We start from the raw sequence: 15,424 nt of genomic DNA, 5'->3' as shown, positions 1-15,424 counted from the left end.
TCACAACACTTTCGAGAGGAAGGACTGGGTCCGGGCATGGCGGGGGTTGCTGAGCACCTCGGCGGGTGGGCCGGCCTCGACGACGACGCCGCCGTCCATGAAGACCACCCGGTGGCAGACCTCCCGGGCGAAGCCGATCTCGTGGGTGACCACGATCATCGTCATCCCCTCGGTCGCCAGGCCTTTCATCACCTCGAGCACCTCGCCGACCAGCTCGGGATCGAGCGCGGAGGTCGGCTCGTCGAACAGCATCAGCGTCGGCTTCATCGCCAGTGCGCGGGCGATCGCGACCCGCTGCTGCTGACCACCGGACAACTGCGCCGGGTACGCCGCTGCCTTGTCAGCCAGGCCTACCCGGTCGAGCAGGCCAAGAGCCTGGGCCCGTGCGGCCGCCTTGGTCTCGCGCTTGACGAAGACCGGCGCCTCCATCACGTTCTCCACCGCGGTCCGGTGCGGGAACAGATTGAAGCGCTGGAAGACCATCCCGACGTGGCGTCTGGCCGCGGCCGTCTCGCGCGGTCGCAGTTCGTACTTGCGACCGCCGTGCCGCCGATAGCCGACCAGCTCGCCGTTCACGCTGATCTCGCCGCCGTCGAGCCGTTCCAAGTGGTTGATACAGCGCAGGAAGGTGCTCTTGCCCGAGCCGGACGGCCCCAGCAGCGAGATCACCTCGCCGGCCTCGACGGTGAGGTCGATGCCTTTCAGTACTTCGGTGGCGCCGAAGGATTTCCGCACGTTGATCGCCTGGACCATCATCAGCGGGCTCCTGCCTTCTGGCGCCGGGTGTTGGCGAGCACGCCGCGACTCATCCGGCGCTCGAGCCGGTTCTGCGCGACGGTCAGGATCGTGGTGAGGACGAGGTACCAGATGCTCGCGACGATCAGCAGCGGGATCTGCTGGAAGTTGCGGCCGTAGATCAGCTGGGCGGTGGTGGTGAGTTCGGGCAGCCCGATCACCAGTACCAGCGAGGTGAGCTTCAGCATCGAGATCGTCTGGTTCGCCGTCGGCGGCACGATCAGCCGGGCCGCCTGCGGCAGGATCACGCGGCGATAGGTGATCCACGGATTCATGCTGAGCGCCTCGGCCGCTTCGCGTTGCCCTTGGTCGACCGAGCCGATCCCGGCACGGACGATCTCGGCCATGTACGCCGCTTCGTTCAGCCCGAGTCCGAGGATGGCGGCGGTGAACTGGGTGATCACCGTGTTGGTCGGCCAGCTGACCAGGTCGGGTCCGCCGAACGGGAGTCCGATGCTGATCTGGGGGAGGACGGTGCCGAGGAAGAACCAGAACAGTAGCTGGACGAGGATCGGCGTACCGCGGAAGAGCCAGACGTAGCCGCCGGCGACGGCGCGTAGTACCGGGTTCTCGGACAGGCGCATCACGGCCAGCAGGGTGCCGAGGACGACGCCGACCAGCATCGCGATGATGGTCAGCTGGAGCGTCTTGAGCAGGCCGAGCATGATCGACTTCTCGAACAGGTAGCCGCCGACGAGGTCGAGCCGCAGCTTCGGCGCGGTGGCGACGAAGTGCACGAACACGGCCAGCAGGAACGCGATCACCGCGGCGGCCACCCAGCGGCCGGGATGCCGCAGCCGGACGATCGGCTCGTCGGCGGTGCTCATCTCACTTGCCCTGATTGATCGGAGCATCTTTCAGCGCCTGATCCGTGAGATTCCACTTGGCCAGCAGCGCGTCGTACGTACCGCTCTCGATGACCTTCTTCAAAGCAGCCTGTACTGCGTCGCGCAGCTTGGCATTGCTCTTGGGCACCGGGATGCCGACGGGCAAGGTGCCGAACGGCTTGCTCCCGATCTCGAACGCGTCCGGCGCCTGCTTCACGTTGTAGGCCAGCGTGAGGTCCAGCGCGAGCACTGCGTCCGCACGACCGGACTGCAACGCCTGTACCGCGCTCGCCTGGTCGGGGAACGGCAGCTTCTTGACCGCTGGCTTGCCGGCCGTCGCGCACTCCTTGGTGATGTCGTCCGCGGTCAGGTCGCCGGTCGCGCTCTTCTCCACGGCGGCGGTGCGGCCGCAGAGGTCGAGCTTCTCCTTCAGGTTGTTCTTGTTGCCTTTGACAACCATGAAGGTGACGCCGGAGTTGAGGTAGTCGACGAAGTCCGCTGTCCCTTGACGGGCCAACTTGTCGATCATGCTGGTCAGCGCCAGGTCGTACCGGCCCGCGTTCAGGCCGCCGATGATCCCGTCGAAGTTGGTGTTCTGGAACTCGAAGCTCACCCCGAGCACCTGCCCGAGCGCCGCGCCGAGATCCGCGTCGAAGCCGAGCACGGTCTTGTTGTCGGTGTCGAAGAACTCCATCGGCGGGAAGCTCACACCGGACGCGACCCGCACCTTGCCGGCCGTCCGGATCTCCTCGGGCAGCAGCGCGGCGGCGGCATCGTCCTTGGTCAGCTTGGGCGCAGTACTGGTCGAACCGTTACCGCCCGCGGGGCTCTCGGCCGCGTCGGGCGCCGCGCAGGAGGCGGTGACGAGCGTCGCCGACAGGGCGGCGGCGACGGCGAGGTGTGGAATCCGCATGGTGGGTATCTCCCGGACCTTTGATGGCGGTCTTGTTGCCCCAGGTTTCTGGAATGTTTCGTGTGAGGCAACAAAGGTTGTCGTATGAGCATCGGGGGCGGCATGATGGGTGTCAAGCGGTCATTCCGCTGTTTTCGTTTTTGTTCCGCCTAGTGGAAGGCCGCTGATGCGTCCGTTGCCGGTGTCGCCGTCGAACAACGAGATCCGGATCGGCTCCCGGCTCCGGGCCGCCCGTCAGGCGCACGGCTACACGCTCGACCAGCTCGCTTCCGCCGCCGGACTGACCAAGGGCTTCCTCAGCCGGGTGGAGCGGGATGAGACCTCGTTGAGCGTCGCGTCGCTGATCACCTTGTGCGAGGTGATGAGCCTGGACGTCGGCTCGCTGTTCACGGTGCCGGACGTCGCGCTGGTCCGGCTCGACAGCGCGCCGGCGATCAACCTGGGTGGGGCCGGGGTGGACGAGCGGCTGATGACGCCGCGCGGGCAGTCGCGGGTACAGGTCGTGCATACCGACGCCGAGCCGGGTGGTACGGGCGGTAAGGACTTCTACACGATCAACTGCGAATACGAGGTCGTGTATGTCCTGGCCGGGTCGATCGAGATGCTGTTCACCGATCGCCGGGTGGCACTGTCGGCAGGGGACGCCTTGACGTTCCCCGGTGGCGAGCCGCATACCTGGGTCAATGCCAGCGAGACGGAGCGGGCCGAGCTGGTCTGGGTGCTCACCCCTGCGCCGTGGAGCGGTAGCGCCTGAGACACTGTGGCGTTACGTCGGAGGTCAGCGAGAGGAACTGCGGTGCTGGTGATTGTCGGCCGGATCGGCCGGGCGCATGGGATCAAGGGCGAGGTCGGCATGATCGTCCGGACGGACGACCCCGATCTTCGGTTCGCTGACGGCGCGAAGCTCGTCACGGTCACCACGCCGCCGAGGACCCTGACCGTGGAGTCCAGCCGCTGGCACAGCGGGCGGCTGCTGGTGAAGTTCGCCGACTCGCCGGACCGTACGGCCGCGGAGAACCTGCGCAACCTGGAGGTCCAGGCCGAGATCGCCGAGGACGAGCGGCCGGAGGACCCGGAGGAGTACTACGACCGCGAGCTGATCGGCCTCAAGGTGCGGACCACTGACGGGGAGGAGGCCGGTGAGGTCATCGATGTGATCCACCTGCCGTCGCAGGACCTGCTGGAGATCCGCCGGCCGGCCGGCAACGCAGTACTGGTGCCGCTGGTCGAGGAGCTGGTCCCGTCCATCGACCTGGACTCTGGCTACGTCGTGGTGGCTGACCGGCCCGGGCTGCTGGACCCCGAGGGCGCTGAGGTGGTCCCGTCGGAGCCTGGAGACTCGGCCCGATGAGGCTGGACGTCTTCTCGATCTTCCCGGAGTACCTGGCGGCGCTGGACGTCTCGCTGGTGGGCAAGGCGGCCAAGAGCGGCCTGCTGGACGTCCGGGTGCACGACCTGCGCGACTGGACCCACGATCGGCACCGCACTGTCGACGACACTCCCTATGGCGGGGGTGCTGGCATGGTGATGAAGCCGGATCCGTGGGGCGAGGCTTTCGACACCGTCATGCCCGGTGATGGTGTGTCCCAGCCGCGGCTGATCGTGCCCACGCCCGCTGGTCGGCCCTTCAGCCATGACCTGGCCTACGAGCTTGCTGCCGAGCCGTGGCTGGCCTTCGCCTGCGGACGGTACGAGGGGATCGACGCGCGAGTCGCTGCACACGCGGCCGAGCGGATGCAGGTCACCGAGGTCTCCATCGGCGACTACGTGCTGAACGGCGGGGAGGTCGCAGTACTGGTCATGGTGGAGGCGATTGCCCGCCTCCTGCCCGGTGTGATCGGCAACCCGGAGTCCCTGGCCGAGGAGTCGCACTCAGGACATGGGCTGCTCGAGTACCCGGTCTACACGAAGCCACCGGCTTGGCGCGGGCACGAGGTGCCGGAGGTACTCCTGTCCGGCAACCACAAGCTGATCGCCTCCTGGCGCCACGAGGAGTCCGTACGCCGTACTGCCGAGCGCAGGCCCGACCTGCTGGCCGCCTGGGGCAGCTCCTTGGCGGCAGAGGACGACGCTGCCTCGCAGGTGCCGGTGCTGCCGGCGACCGAGGCTGATGCGGGGGAGTTGCTCACGCTGCAGCGGGCCACCTTCCTCACTGAGGGGCAGGCGCACGACGACCTCGGCATTCCGCCGCTGACCGAGTCACTGGCGGAGTGCGTGGCCCGGGTCGGCCAGGGGTTCGTCTGGAAGGCCGTGGTGGGTGCCCGGATCGTGGGGTCGGTCCAGCTGACTGTCACCGGCTCCGTGGGTTACATCGCCCGTCTGATGGTGGCTCCCGACTGGCAGGGCCAAGGCATCGCCACCAAGCTCCTCCGGGTGGCCGAGCGGGCCGCGCCCGCGGAGGTCACGTCGTACGAGCTGAACACGGGCGCCGCCAGCGAGCGCAATCTCCAGCTCTACCGCAACGCCGGCTATCGCGAGACCAGGCGGGAACAGCAGACCGACAAGGTCGAACTCGTCCACCTCGCCAAACGGCGCAAACGTCGCTGACCCGGGCGCCCGCGGGGGTGCCGGGAGCATGCGATTTCGTGGCGGCTCACGCAGTGTGGCAAACTTGGTCGCTGTTGCCATTCGGTGCTCCTGCCACAGGGGGTGACCACCGCATGACAGCATCTTCGACTCTCACATACGAGCATTCGTGGGTGACCTGTGGCACGCGCGAGGAAGAGACACCTGATGAGCAACATCCTGAACGAGCTCGACAACGCGAGTAAGCGTGACGACATCCCCTCCTTCCGCGCCGGCGACACGGTCAACGTGCACGTCAAGGTCGTCGAAGGAAACCGCAGCCGCGTACAGGTGTTCAAGGGCGTCGTGATCCGTCGCCACGGTGGTGGCCTGCACGAGACCTTCACGGTCCGCAAGGTCAGCTTCGGCGTCGGCGTCGAGCGGACCTTCCCGCTGCACACCCCGATCGTCGAGAAGGTCGAGGTCGTCACCCGCGGCGACGTGCGCCGCGCCAAGCTGTACTACCTGCGCGAACTGCGCGGCAAGGCAGCCAAGATCAAGGAGAAGCGGGACAACGTCCCGGCCTCCTGATCGTCTACTGACGACGGTCAGGAATGGCGCCGAGCACCGCGACGCGCGCTCGCCCGCCAGCCAGGAGGGCTCGTCGCAGTAAAGGACGACACCGCAGGCTCAAACAGCGCAATCCGCTGATGAGCCTGCTGCTGGAGATGACCACCGTGACGGTGCTCGCGTTGGTCATCACCGTCGTGCTGCGACTCTTCGTCGCCGAGGCCTTCTACGTGCCCTCGGAGTCGATGTACGACACCCTCACCACGAACGACCGGATCCTGGCCGAGAAGGTCAGCTATCTGCACCGCGACGTGGACCGGGGCGACATCATCGTCTTCAAGGACCCCGGCCACTGGCTGAACGAGGAGCAGAAGGAGCCCGGCACGCTGCGCCGGGTCGGCGAGTTCGTCGGCATCCTGCCGCGCAGCGGTGAGGGTCACCTGGTCAAGCGGGTGATCGGCGTGGCCGGCGACAAGGTGGTCTGCTGCGACAAGGCGGGCCGGATCACGGTCAACGGGATCCCGCTGGACGAGCGTGAGTACCTGCTCAAGGACGCCAAACCGTCCACCACGACGTTCAGCGTCGTTGTGCCGCCTGGTTCACTGTGGGTCATGGGTGACAACCGGGCCGAATCCGCGGACTCCCGTGCCCATATGGGCGGGCCCGGCGGCGGCTTCGTCCCGGTCGACAACGTGGTTGGCCGTGCCTGTTGCGTAATCTGGCCGTCTGACCGGATGACGATGCTGCGTCCTCCGGAAACCTTCAAGAAGCCGGGGCTGAAGAAGTGACTGAGACACCGACCGCGACGAAAGAGAAACCCGCCCACCGCTCTGGCCTCGCGGCAGCTGCCCGCGAGTTCGTGCTGATCGTGGTCGGTGCTCTGATCGTCTCGTCGATCCTGCGGGCCTTCGTCGGCCAGATGTTCATCATCCCGAGCGAGTCGATGCAGAACACGCTGCTCGTCGGCGACCGCGTCGTGGTCGAGAAGCTGACCGACGTCAAGCGTGGCGACGTCGTCGTCTTCGAGGATCCGGGCGGCTGGCTGGGCGACGAGGAGAGCGGTCAGAAGCGCGGTTCGATCGGCCGGTTCTTCGAGGTCGTCGGTCTGCTGCCGGACTCCAGCCACGGTCACCTGATCAAGCGCCTGATCGGCATGCCGGGGGACAAGGTCGCCTGCTGCGACTCCAAGGGCCGGCTGATGGTGAACGGCCAGCCGCTCGACGAGGGCACCTACCTGTATCCGGGTGATGCGCCGTCGGCGATGGAGTTCCAGGTCACCGTGCCGGCCGGACGGGTCTTCGTGATGGGCGACCACCGGTCCGAGTCGGGTGACTCCCGGGTGCACCTGAGCGACACCGGTCCCGATGGTGGCAATCCGGGGGACGCTGCGTTCGTACCGATGGACAAGATCACCGGGCGGGCGATCCTGGTGGTTTGGCCGGCCAACCGGTTCGACAAACTCGAAGTACCGGATACCTTCAAGTCGATACCGGCCGCGGGTCCGGCCCCCGACAAACCCTCGATCTCCCTCACACCACCTCCCAAGTGAGCTATCCGCCTCGCCGGTGAGCCTCTCGCCGGCGACCGCCTCCCGAGTGAGTTGATGGATGAGCGCTCTTCCGCGCGGCAGCACGATCCGGCGTGACGCCGGGCTCTACGGGTACGAACGCGCCCTGCGCCGGGTCGGTCTCGACCCGATCGCGGGCGTCGACGAGGCCGGCCGCGGACCGTGCGCCGGCCCGCTGGTCGCGGCCGCGGTGATCCTGCCGGACGGCAAGCGCGGCCAGATCCCCGAGCTCGCCGACTCGAAGTTGCTGACGGCGAAGGCACGTGACCGCTGCTACGAGCAGATCCGCGAGCGGGCGCTGGCCTGGTCGGTGGTCTCGATCGAGGCGGCCGAGTGCGACCGGCTGGGCATGCACGTCGCCAACGTGGAGGCGCTCCGCCGGGCGATCTTCCTGCTCGACCTGCGCCCGCAGTACGTGCTGACCGACGGTTTCGGGGTGGACGGGCTCGGCGTACCGGGCCTCGCTGTGTGGAAGGGTGACCGGGTGGCAGCCTGCATCGCGGCGGCCTCGGTGATCGCCAAGGTGACCCGGGACCGGATCATGCAGCACTGGCACGAGCAGTACCCGCAGTACGATTTCGCGGTTCACAAGGGGTACTGCACCCCTGAACACCAGGCGGCACTGGACGAATACGGCCCGTGTCCACAACATCGACGGCGGTTCGAGAATGTCCGCCGCAGTATGCGGCCCGATATGGGACAGAATGTGTCCAGTCCCACCGGAGCGGAGAGCCGATGAGTGCAGACGACCTCGAGAAGTACGAGACCGATATGGAGCTACAGCTCTATCGGGAGTACAAGGACGTCGTCGGGATCTTCAAGTACGTCGTGGAGACCGAACGGCGCTTCTACCTGTGCAACGCCGTGGACCTCAAAGTCCGCACCGAAGGCGGCGACGTCTATTTCGAAGTCACCATGGCCGACGCCTGGGTCTGGGACGTCTACCGCTCAGCCCGCTTCGTGAAGAACGCCAAGGTAGTCACCTTCCGAGACGTCAACATCGAAGAACTGGCCAAATCCGACCTAGAAGTCCCCAAAGACAGCGACTTCGGCCGCTAACCGCTACCCCTAGCCCCAGCCGCCCACAACCCCGGCTGGGGCTGCTTCATGTGGGTACCCTCGGCTGGTGCTGCCATCGAGGGACTGACTCTCCGGTGCTGTTGCCAAGTGCTGCTCCGCCGGCACTGGCTGCCGGCTTGCCACCACCACGCACCTAGCCCCGAGTCGCCCACCCGTCCAGTGCCACCACCCCGCTGCTGGCACTGGGTACGGCCAGCAGGCGCCGACCGCCGCCATCGGGGTGCTGCTATCCCAGGTACTACCGCCGGGTGCTGCCACCCCGGTCCCGCCGAGTGGTGCTGTCAGCGGGAGCGCCGTTAGCCGGTACTGCCGCCTGCTGCTGCCAGCGGGGTGCTGCAACGTGGTGCTGCCATTGAGGTGCTGCCTCCGGCGGCGTTGACTGCTGGCTTGCCGCCAGCCACCCAGCCCCGAGCCGCCCACCAGTCTCAAGACGCTACCCGGCTGTCAGGTGGAGGGCGGGGTGGGGCTGAGGGCGGGGGTTAGAGGGATTGGCGGTGGGTGGGGGAGAGGCGCCAGCCGGTGGGGGTGTATTCGATGAGGTTGGAGTCGGCGAGGGTTTCTAGGCATTCCTGGGTGGTGTCTAGGTCTAGGCCTGCCGTGGTGGCTATGCGGGTGGCGTTGGCGGGGCGGAGTACCGGGACTGCATCGAGGGTGCGGCTTAGGTCGTGGTCCAGGTGGTCGGTGAGGGTGGTGGGGGCGTGAGGGTAGGAGGTGGTGTGGGTGCCGATGGGGGAGATTGCTTCGAGGATGTCGGCAACGTTGGTGGCGACGGCGGCGTTGCGTTCGCGGATGAGGAGGTGGGCGCCTTCGGACATTCGGGAGGTGATGGGGCCGGGGACGGCTAGTACTTGGCGGCCGCATTGTTCGGCCCAGCCCGCGCTGTTGAGGGCGCCGCTGCGGATGGCTGCCTCGACTACGACGGTGCCGAGGGTGGTCGCGGCGATGAGTCTGTTGCGGGCGAGGAAACGCAGTTTTGTGGGGGAGCAGCGGGGTGGTAGTTCGCTGATCAGCAAGCCTGTTTCGGCGATTCGGTCGAAGAGAGCGGTGTTGCTCTTCGGGTAGCTGACATCGACTCCGCAGGCGAGCACAGCGACGGTCGGACCGCCGCTTGCGAGAGCTCCGCGGTGGGCGGCGGCATCGATGCCATAGGCGCCGCCGGAGACCACGGTAACGCCCTCGTCGGCAAGTCCCGCAGCCAGCTCGCTGGCGGCATTTTCGCCGTACGCCGAACAGGCACGCGCACCCACCACGGCGACAGACTTGGCCAACGTCTCCCGCAGTTGCGCCGGACCACGAACCCAAAGCCCGAACGGCACCCCGCCCCGACGACTCTGCAGACCGGCGTCGGCCAGCACCTCCACCTGCTCGGGCCATTCGTCGTCTCCCGGGATGACGAACCGGGCCCCGGCCGCCGCCGCACGCTCCAGATCGACCTCCGGCCGCGCCTCTGCCATCCGGGCAGACCATCGCTCGAACATCGGCCGCTTCTCCTGCAACGCCTCCCACAGTTCTTGGGCCTCCATCCCCTCGAACGCGGTAATCGCCGCTGGATCCCCCGGCTCCACCACCCGAACCAACCCAGCCCGAGCCAACCGCTCCGCATCGACGTCACTTGCTCCCGCACCAGCTAGAGGCGCGGACGCCTGCTCATAGGCCGGGGCCGGTTGGTTAGGAGGCATGCGCTCCGCCGAGGCCGGGTGGGCAGGCGGACCGCCGCGTGTGAAGGCGGGCTCGTGGGCGGGCGGACGATCGCGCGTCGAGGTGGGCTCGCGGACGAGGTTGTGCTCGTCGATGGCGGCCGGCTGCTGGGGAGAGCGGCTGTCGGGGGCGGGAGTGGAGGTCGAGGGTGGCGTGGCTTCTGTGGGTGGCGGGGTGGTCGTGGGTGCGGTGGTGGGTGGCGGGGTGGTGGGGCACGGGGGTGAGGTGGTCATGAGGCAGACCTTCTAAGGGGGCGTTCGTCGGTTAGTGGGGTTAGGGGGACGCCGGTGCGGAGTTGGAAGGCTGTGTGGGTGAGGGGGACGGTGGGGATGGGGGCGCCGGCCAGGTCCGCGAGGGTCCAGGCGAGGCGGGAGACTCGGTCGAAGCCTCGGGCGGTGAGGCGGCCGTGGGCGTAGAGGTCTTCCAGGAGGTGTTGGCTCGGTTCGTCGATCGGGTATTCGCGACGGAGGACCGGGCCCGGGAGTTCGCTGTTCAGGGCCCAGCCGGTGCCTTGGTAGCGGTGAGCTTGGCGTTCGCGGGCCAGTCGGACCCGGGCGGCCACCTCGGCGGTGGATTCTGGGCTGTCGGCTTCGCCTTCGCCTCGGGCGGCGGGGAGGATCTGGCGCTGGATGTCGATCCGGTCCTTGATCGGGCCGCTGATCCGCTGGCGGTAGCGGTTCAGGTTCTGTGGAGTGCAGCTGCAGACCTTGTTCGGTATGCCGGCGAGGCCGCAGGGGCACGGGTTGGCGGCTAGGACCAGCAGGAAGCGGGCAGGGAACTTGGCGACCGCCGCGGCGCGGTGAACCTCGACGAACCCCGACTCGAGCGGCTGCCGCAGCGTGTCGAGCGTCAGGGGGTGCATCTCGGGTGCCTCGTCGATGAAGAGGATCCCGCGGTGGGCACAGCTGATCGCGCCGGGACGGGGCATGCCGGAGCCGCCGCCGATCAGGCTGGGCAGGGACGCGGTGTGATGTGGGGCGATGAAGGGCGGCCGGACGACCAGCTCGGCGTCGTTGGTGAGCAGGCCGGCCAGCGAATGGACTGCGGACACCTCGAGAGAGGCGTCGGTGCTGAGGTCCGGCAACAGGCCGGCCAGGCGCTCGGCGAGCATCGTCTTGCCCGAACCCGGCGGGCCGTGCAGGAAGATGTGGTGACCACCGGCGGCGCTCGCCTCGATCGCCTTGCGCCCCTCGCGCTGGCCGAGGACGTCATGCAGGTCGACCTCCGGCACCCGGGTGAGTGACTCGGAGATGAGCCGGGGCTCCGCTCGTGGTGGGTCCTCGTCGGGCATCTCGGTCTGGCGTAGCAGCGCGAGCACCTGACGCAGGGACCGCATCCCGTAGACCTCGATCCCGGGCACCAGCCGTGCCTCGCCCGCGTTCAGTTCAGGGACGATGACGCGTTCGAAGCCGGAGCGGGAGGCGGCCAGGGTCATCGCGAGCGCGCCGCGGACCTCCCGCATCCGCCCGTCCAGGCCGAGCTCGCCGATGATCGCCACGTGCCGGAGGCGTTCGTTGTCGACCACACCGGCGGCCGCGAGGAGCGCGCAGGCGATGCTGACGTCGTAGTGCGAGCCCGTCTTCGGCAGAGTCGCGGGGGAGAGGCCGATGGTCACCTTGCGGTCGGGGAACTTCTCGCCGCTGTTGACGACGGCGGCCCGGACCCGGTCGCGGGCCTCGGACAGCGAGGCGTCGGGCAGGCCGATCAGGGTCGTCTTCGGCAGGCCCTGCGCGATGTCGGCCTCGATCTCGACGAGGTGGCCCTCCAGGCCGACGAGGGCGACCGACCAGGCCTGGGCGAGCGCCATCAGGCCACCCCCCTGACGTGGTCGACGCTCGGCGCGCCGCGGTACGGCAGGAGCACGGCGACGATGTCGATCCGGACCTCACCGGGTCGCACCTCGTGCTCCCGCAGCCAGTGGCCGACCAGTTGGCGCAGCTTGCTGAGCTTGCGGTACGTGATCGACTCGAGCGGGCTGCCGTAGCCCAGCCCGCGCCGGGTCTTCACCTCGCAGACGACGAGGGTCCGGTCCTCCCGGGCGACGATGTCGATCTCGCCCTGGCCACACCGCCAGTTCCGCTCCAGGATCGTGAAGCCGTGCTCCGCGAGATACCTGGCGGCGAGATCTTCGCCGTACTTCCCGACCGCGTCCGTGGTTCGCATCGATGACCACCTCCGGCTGAAGAACATGCCGAGGTTTCGCCGATTGCGGATGCGACTTCGGGGCCTGTGGAAAACAGGCCCCGAAGTCGTCAGTTACGCATGTGCTTGCCGCGCGTCGACTGCTTGGACGGTGGTGGCGTCCGGACCGCGCGCAGCTCGCCGGTGTCGTGCTCGCTCCGGATCGCCTGCAGGCCGCCCGTGCCCGGGTCGGTGTCGCCGATGTCGAAGTCCCAGCTGTCCTCGTTCGCCAGCCGGCTGTGCCAGCGGCCGTAGAGGCCGTAGATCGCCAGGCCGACCGCCATCCAGATCGCGAACTTCGTCCAGGTGCTGGTCCGCAGGTTGAGCATCAGCCACAGTGTCGCGGCCAGCGACAGCAGCGGGATCAGCGGCACCATCGGAACCCGGAAACCGCGCTCCAGGTTCGGCTCGGTACGCCGCAGGGTCAGCACCCCGACGGCACAGAACGCGAAGCAGAACAACGCGCCGATGACGAGCAGTTCCTCGAGGTCGAGCACCTTCGGGTACAGCGTCAGCGCGATCGCCGCCGCACCGGCCGCGGTGGCGGCGCGGGCGGGCGAGGAGTAGACCCGGCTGACCCGGCCCAGGCTCTTCGGCAGCAGACCGTCCCGGCCCATGTTGAAGAGCACCCGGCTCTGCGCGATCAACACGACCATGATCACCGTCATCAAGGCGAGCAAGGCCCCGAGATTGACCACGTTCGCCGCCCAGCCCTCGCCGACGGCCGACATCGCCTCCGACACCGGCGCGGCGCCGCCCAGCTGACTGGACGGGCGCATCCCGACCAGTACGACCGCCATCGCGACGTACAGGATCGTGACCGCGCCGACGCCGAGCAGCATGCCCTGCGGGACGGTCTTGCGCGGGCTGCGGGCGTCCTCGGAGGCGGTCGCGATCAGGTCGAAGCCGATGAAGGCGAAGACGATCGAGCTGGCCGCGGTGAAGATGCCCATCAGGCCGAACGAGCCGAACGACGAGTCCAGGATCCAGCTGAGCAGGGTCGGACTGGCCGTCGCCGGTGCGGGCCGCGCGTCCGGCACGAACGGCTTGTAGTTGTCGAAGTTGATGTGCGTGGCGCCGACGATGACGACCAGCAGGATCACGGCCACCTTCGCCAGTACGACGACGGTGAGCACGCGGGACGACAACTTGGTGCCGGTGACGATCAGCGCGGTCAGCACCAGCAGCAGCAGCGGTGCGACCAGGTTCAGCTTGGCGTCGGGGCCGAAGAACTGAGCCACGCCGGCGGGCAGGCTGACGCCGAATCCGTCCAGGGTCGCGAGGAAGTACGCCGACCAGACGCGCGCCACGATGGCCGCGGCGGTCACCAGCTCGAGCACCAGCGCCCAGCCGACCAGCCAGGCCCACATCTCGCCGAAGGTCACATAGCTGAAGGTGTAGGCGCTACCTGAGACGGGGATCGTCGACGACAGTTCGGCGTAACAGGCCGCAGCCAGTACGCAAACCACCGCCGCGATCAGGAACGACACAATCACAGCGGGGCCGGCCACGTGCGCCGCCTGCTTACCGCTGAGACTGAAAATGCCGGACCCGATCATCACACCTAGTCCGAGAACGACTAGGTCGCGACGACCGAACAAGCGCGGCAGACGGTGCCGCGCATCCTCGACTCGAGTGAACGCCGACTCGACCGGCAGGCGCCGGCCTACGGTCTGTCCGTTCGCTGAGGGGGCCATGGTCAGGGGTGCCTCCGTTGCTACTAGGGCAATCGGGCCGAACAGTAGTCGACCAGTGGGGATTCGGGCCAGACCTCCTCAGGTATCCGCCGCGCGGTGGCTTGCGATGCCGCTGCCACTCCCGCATGGTCAGCACATGGTGCCGGACGAGATCAGCACAACGCCTTCCAGGGCGGAAGATTTCGCTGTGTTACTGGCTGACTACGAACGGCATCTGAAGGCGGAAAGAGACCTCAGCAAACATTCTGTCCGAGCCTACATGGGCGATGTGCTGGATTTAATCGAGCATTTGACTCGGCTTGGTCACGATGACCTGAGCGGGCTCGACATCCGTGGTCTGCGGTCCTGGCTGGCCAAGCAGCAGAGTCTCGGCAAGTCGCGCAGCACGATGGCGCGGCGCGCGACCGCCGCCCGGGTCTTCACCGCCTGGGCGCAGCGGACCGGGCGGATCGAGACCGATCCGGGCGCGCTGCTGGCCAGTCCGAAGCCGCACAAATCGTTACCCGGCGTGCTGGGGCAGGCGGACACGCGGGCGGTGCTCGACGCCGCGGCGGTCGCCGCGGACGACGGAAGCCCCGTCGGGCTTCGCGATCTGGCGATCATGGAGTTGCTCTACGCAACGGGTATCCGGGTCGGCGAGCTCTGCGCCATCGACGTCGACGACGTCGACGCGGGCCGGCGGGTGATCCGGGTCTTCGGCAAGGGGCGCAAGGAACGCTCGGTGCCGTACGGCGTACCGGCCGGGGTTGCTCTGGATGGGTGGCTGGACGGGGCGCGGCCGAAGTTGTTCCGGCCGGGGAGCGGGCCGGCGTTGTTCCTCGGGGCCCGGGGGGCGCGGATCGATCAGCGGACCGTACGGCGGCTCGTGCACGCCCGGATGGAGGCGGTCGACGCGCCGGACCTGTCGCCGCACGGGATGCGGCACACGGCGGCGACGCACCTGCTCGAAGGCGGGGCAGATCTGCGCAGCGTGCAGGAGTTGCTCGGTCACGCTTCGTTGGCGACGACGCAGATCTACACGCACGTGTCGGGGGATCGGCTGCGACGCGCCTACGAACAAGCGCATCCGCGCGCCTGACCTGGGGCCTGGATACGGCAGACTGCGGAGTATGCGGGTTTCGGCGAAGTCTGACTATGCGTTGCGGGCGCTGATCGAGATCACCCAGCGATGGGTGGCGAACGATCCCTCGGTGGTGTCGGCCGAGGAGCTCAGCCGTGCGCAGGGGATCCCGCATGGGTTCCTGCAGGGGATCCTCGCCGACCTGCGCCGGGCCGGTGTGCTGTCGAGCCAGCGTGGTCAGTCGGGTGGGTGGAAGCTCGCCGTCGACCCGAACGAGGTGTCGGTGGCCGACGTCATGCGGGCGGTGGACGGGCCGATCGTGAGCATCTCCGGGGTCCGGCCCGAGAGCGTCGCGTACAACGAGCGGGCGGTCGTGCTGCAGCGGGTGTGGATCGCGGCGCGGGCTAGCCTGCGGGACGTGCTGGAGCACACGACGCTGACGGATCTGGCCAAGGGCAAGTTGCCGGCTGGCGTCGAGCGTCGGTCGAAGGACGAAGACGCCTGGCAGGCGCGAGTCCCGGGGAGCTGATC

At 68.1% G+C, this 15,424-nt stretch carries 17 protein-coding genes; 10 read left to right on the top strand and 7 right to left on the bottom strand.

The annotated features are described in order from the left end of the window. Genes AB0M15_RS23070 through AB0M15_RS23060 form a run of 3 tightly spaced genes read right to left on the bottom strand, consistent with a single transcriptional unit; the run spans window position 1 to window position 2,535 of the window. Window positions 1-753, bottom strand: a complete 753-nt coding sequence (locus AB0M15_RS23070) for an amino acid ABC transporter ATP-binding protein (RefSeq protein WP_363823825.1) — start codon at window positions 751-753, stop codon at window positions 1-3. Between the two features lie 2 nt (window positions 754-755). After that, window positions 756-1,622: an amino acid ABC transporter permease gene (locus AB0M15_RS23065; protein WP_363822589.1), complete on the bottom strand. Its 867-nt coding sequence runs from the start codon at window positions 1,620-1,622 to the stop codon at window positions 756-758. 1 nt (window position 1,623) lies between these two features. Further along, window positions 1,624-2,535 carry an ABC transporter substrate-binding protein gene (locus tag AB0M15_RS23060; RefSeq protein ID WP_363822586.1) on the bottom strand — a complete coding sequence of 304 codons (912 nt, stop codon included), beginning with the start codon at window positions 2,533-2,535 and terminating at the stop codon, window positions 1,624-1,626. Between the two features lie 166 nt (window positions 2,536-2,701). Between AB0M15_RS23060 and AB0M15_RS23055 the strand changes: the two genes are divergently transcribed. The 8 genes from AB0M15_RS23055 to AB0M15_RS23020 all read left to right on the top strand — a co-directional run bounded on the left by AB0M15_RS23055 (window position 2,702) and on the right by AB0M15_RS23020 (window position 8,236). Beyond that, complete coding sequence (locus AB0M15_RS23055) at window positions 2,702-3,289, top strand: cupin domain-containing protein (RefSeq protein WP_343963374.1); 588 nt, start codon at window positions 2,702-2,704, stop codon at window positions 3,287-3,289. A gap of 42 nt (window positions 3,290-3,331) precedes the next feature. Continuing rightward, a complete protein-coding gene (gene rimM, locus AB0M15_RS23050) occupies window positions 3,332-3,886 on the top strand; it encodes a ribosome maturation factor RimM (RefSeq protein WP_363822583.1) in 555 nt (184 codons plus the stop codon). Then, window positions 3,883-5,082, top strand: a complete 1,200-nt coding sequence (gene trmD, locus AB0M15_RS23045) for a tRNA (guanosine(37)-N1)-methyltransferase TrmD (RefSeq protein WP_363822580.1) — start codon at window positions 3,883-3,885, stop codon at window positions 5,080-5,082. The genes rimM and trmD overlap by 4 nt, the downstream gene beginning before the upstream one ends. Before the next feature lie 186 nt (window positions 5,083-5,268). Next, entirely contained in the window at window positions 5,269-5,631 is a 363-nt protein-coding gene (rplS, locus tag AB0M15_RS23040) for a 50S ribosomal protein L19 (RefSeq protein WP_363822577.1), read from the top strand. Between the two features lie 119 nt (window positions 5,632-5,750). Continuing rightward, complete coding sequence (gene lepB / locus AB0M15_RS23035; RefSeq protein ID WP_343963364.1) at window positions 5,751-6,398, top strand: signal peptidase I; 648 nt, start codon at window positions 5,751-5,753, stop codon at window positions 6,396-6,398. Further along, complete coding sequence (lepB, locus tag AB0M15_RS23030; RefSeq protein ID WP_363822573.1) at window positions 6,395-7,159, top strand: signal peptidase I; 765 nt, start codon at window positions 6,395-6,397, stop codon at window positions 7,157-7,159. Before lepB (AB0M15_RS23035) ends, lepB (AB0M15_RS23030) begins: the two co-directional genes overlap by 4 nt. Before the next feature lie 58 nt (window positions 7,160-7,217). After that, window positions 7,218-7,916, top strand: a complete 699-nt coding sequence (locus tag AB0M15_RS23025) for a ribonuclease HII (RefSeq protein ID WP_363822570.1) — start codon at window positions 7,218-7,220, stop codon at window positions 7,914-7,916. Further along, window positions 7,913-8,236, top strand: a complete 324-nt coding sequence (locus tag AB0M15_RS23020; RefSeq protein ID WP_012922325.1) for a DUF2469 domain-containing protein — start codon at window positions 7,913-7,915, stop codon at window positions 8,234-8,236. The genes AB0M15_RS23025 and AB0M15_RS23020 overlap by 4 nt, the downstream gene beginning before the upstream one ends. A gap of 500 nt (window positions 8,237-8,736) precedes the next feature. On the opposite strand, the gene dprA is transcribed toward AB0M15_RS23020, so the two are convergent. The 4 genes from dprA to AB0M15_RS23000 all read right to left on the bottom strand — a co-directional run bounded on the left by dprA (window position 8,737) and on the right by AB0M15_RS23000 (window position 13,833). Further along, window positions 8,737-10,188: a DNA-processing protein DprA gene (gene dprA / locus AB0M15_RS23015; RefSeq protein ID WP_363822566.1), complete on the bottom strand. Its 1,452-nt coding sequence runs from the start codon at window positions 10,186-10,188 to the stop codon at window positions 8,737-8,739. Continuing rightward, window positions 10,185-11,762, bottom strand: a complete 1,578-nt coding sequence (locus AB0M15_RS23010; protein WP_363822562.1) for a YifB family Mg chelatase-like AAA ATPase — start codon at window positions 11,760-11,762, stop codon at window positions 10,185-10,187. Before AB0M15_RS23010 ends, dprA begins: the two co-directional genes overlap by 4 nt. Further along, window positions 11,762-12,118 (bottom strand): YraN family protein, encoded by a 357-nt coding sequence (locus AB0M15_RS23005; RefSeq protein ID WP_363822559.1) that lies wholly within the window; start codon window positions 12,116-12,118, stop codon window positions 11,762-11,764. The genes AB0M15_RS23010 and AB0M15_RS23005 overlap by 1 nt, the downstream gene beginning before the upstream one ends. An 89-nt stretch (window positions 12,119-12,207) precedes the next feature. Beyond that, window positions 12,208-13,833, bottom strand: coding sequence for an amino acid permease (locus AB0M15_RS23000; RefSeq protein WP_363822556.1), 1,626 nt, complete (start codon window positions 13,831-13,833; stop codon window positions 12,208-12,210). Window positions 13,834-13,969: 136 nt separating this feature from the next. Between AB0M15_RS23000 and AB0M15_RS22995 the strand changes: the two genes are divergently transcribed. Both AB0M15_RS22995 and AB0M15_RS22990 read left to right on the top strand, forming a co-directional pair. Next, entirely contained in the window at window positions 13,970-14,911 is a 942-nt protein-coding gene (locus AB0M15_RS22995) for a tyrosine recombinase XerC (RefSeq protein WP_363822553.1), read from the top strand. A 31-nt stretch (window positions 14,912-14,942) separates the two neighbouring features. Further along, window positions 14,943-15,422, top strand: a complete 480-nt coding sequence (locus tag AB0M15_RS22990) for an Rrf2 family transcriptional regulator (RefSeq protein WP_343977465.1) — start codon at window positions 14,943-14,945, stop codon at window positions 15,420-15,422. Window positions 15,423-15,424 lie beyond the last annotated feature (2 nt).

It is taken from the genome of Kribbella sp. NPDC051718 (genome assembly GCF_040681515.1).
Classification (GTDB): domain Bacteria; phylum Actinomycetota; class Actinomycetes; order Propionibacteriales; family Kribbellaceae; genus Kribbella.
The sequence above is the reverse complement of the archived record's forward strand: the minus strand, read 5'-3'. Positions and strand labels throughout refer to the sequence as shown.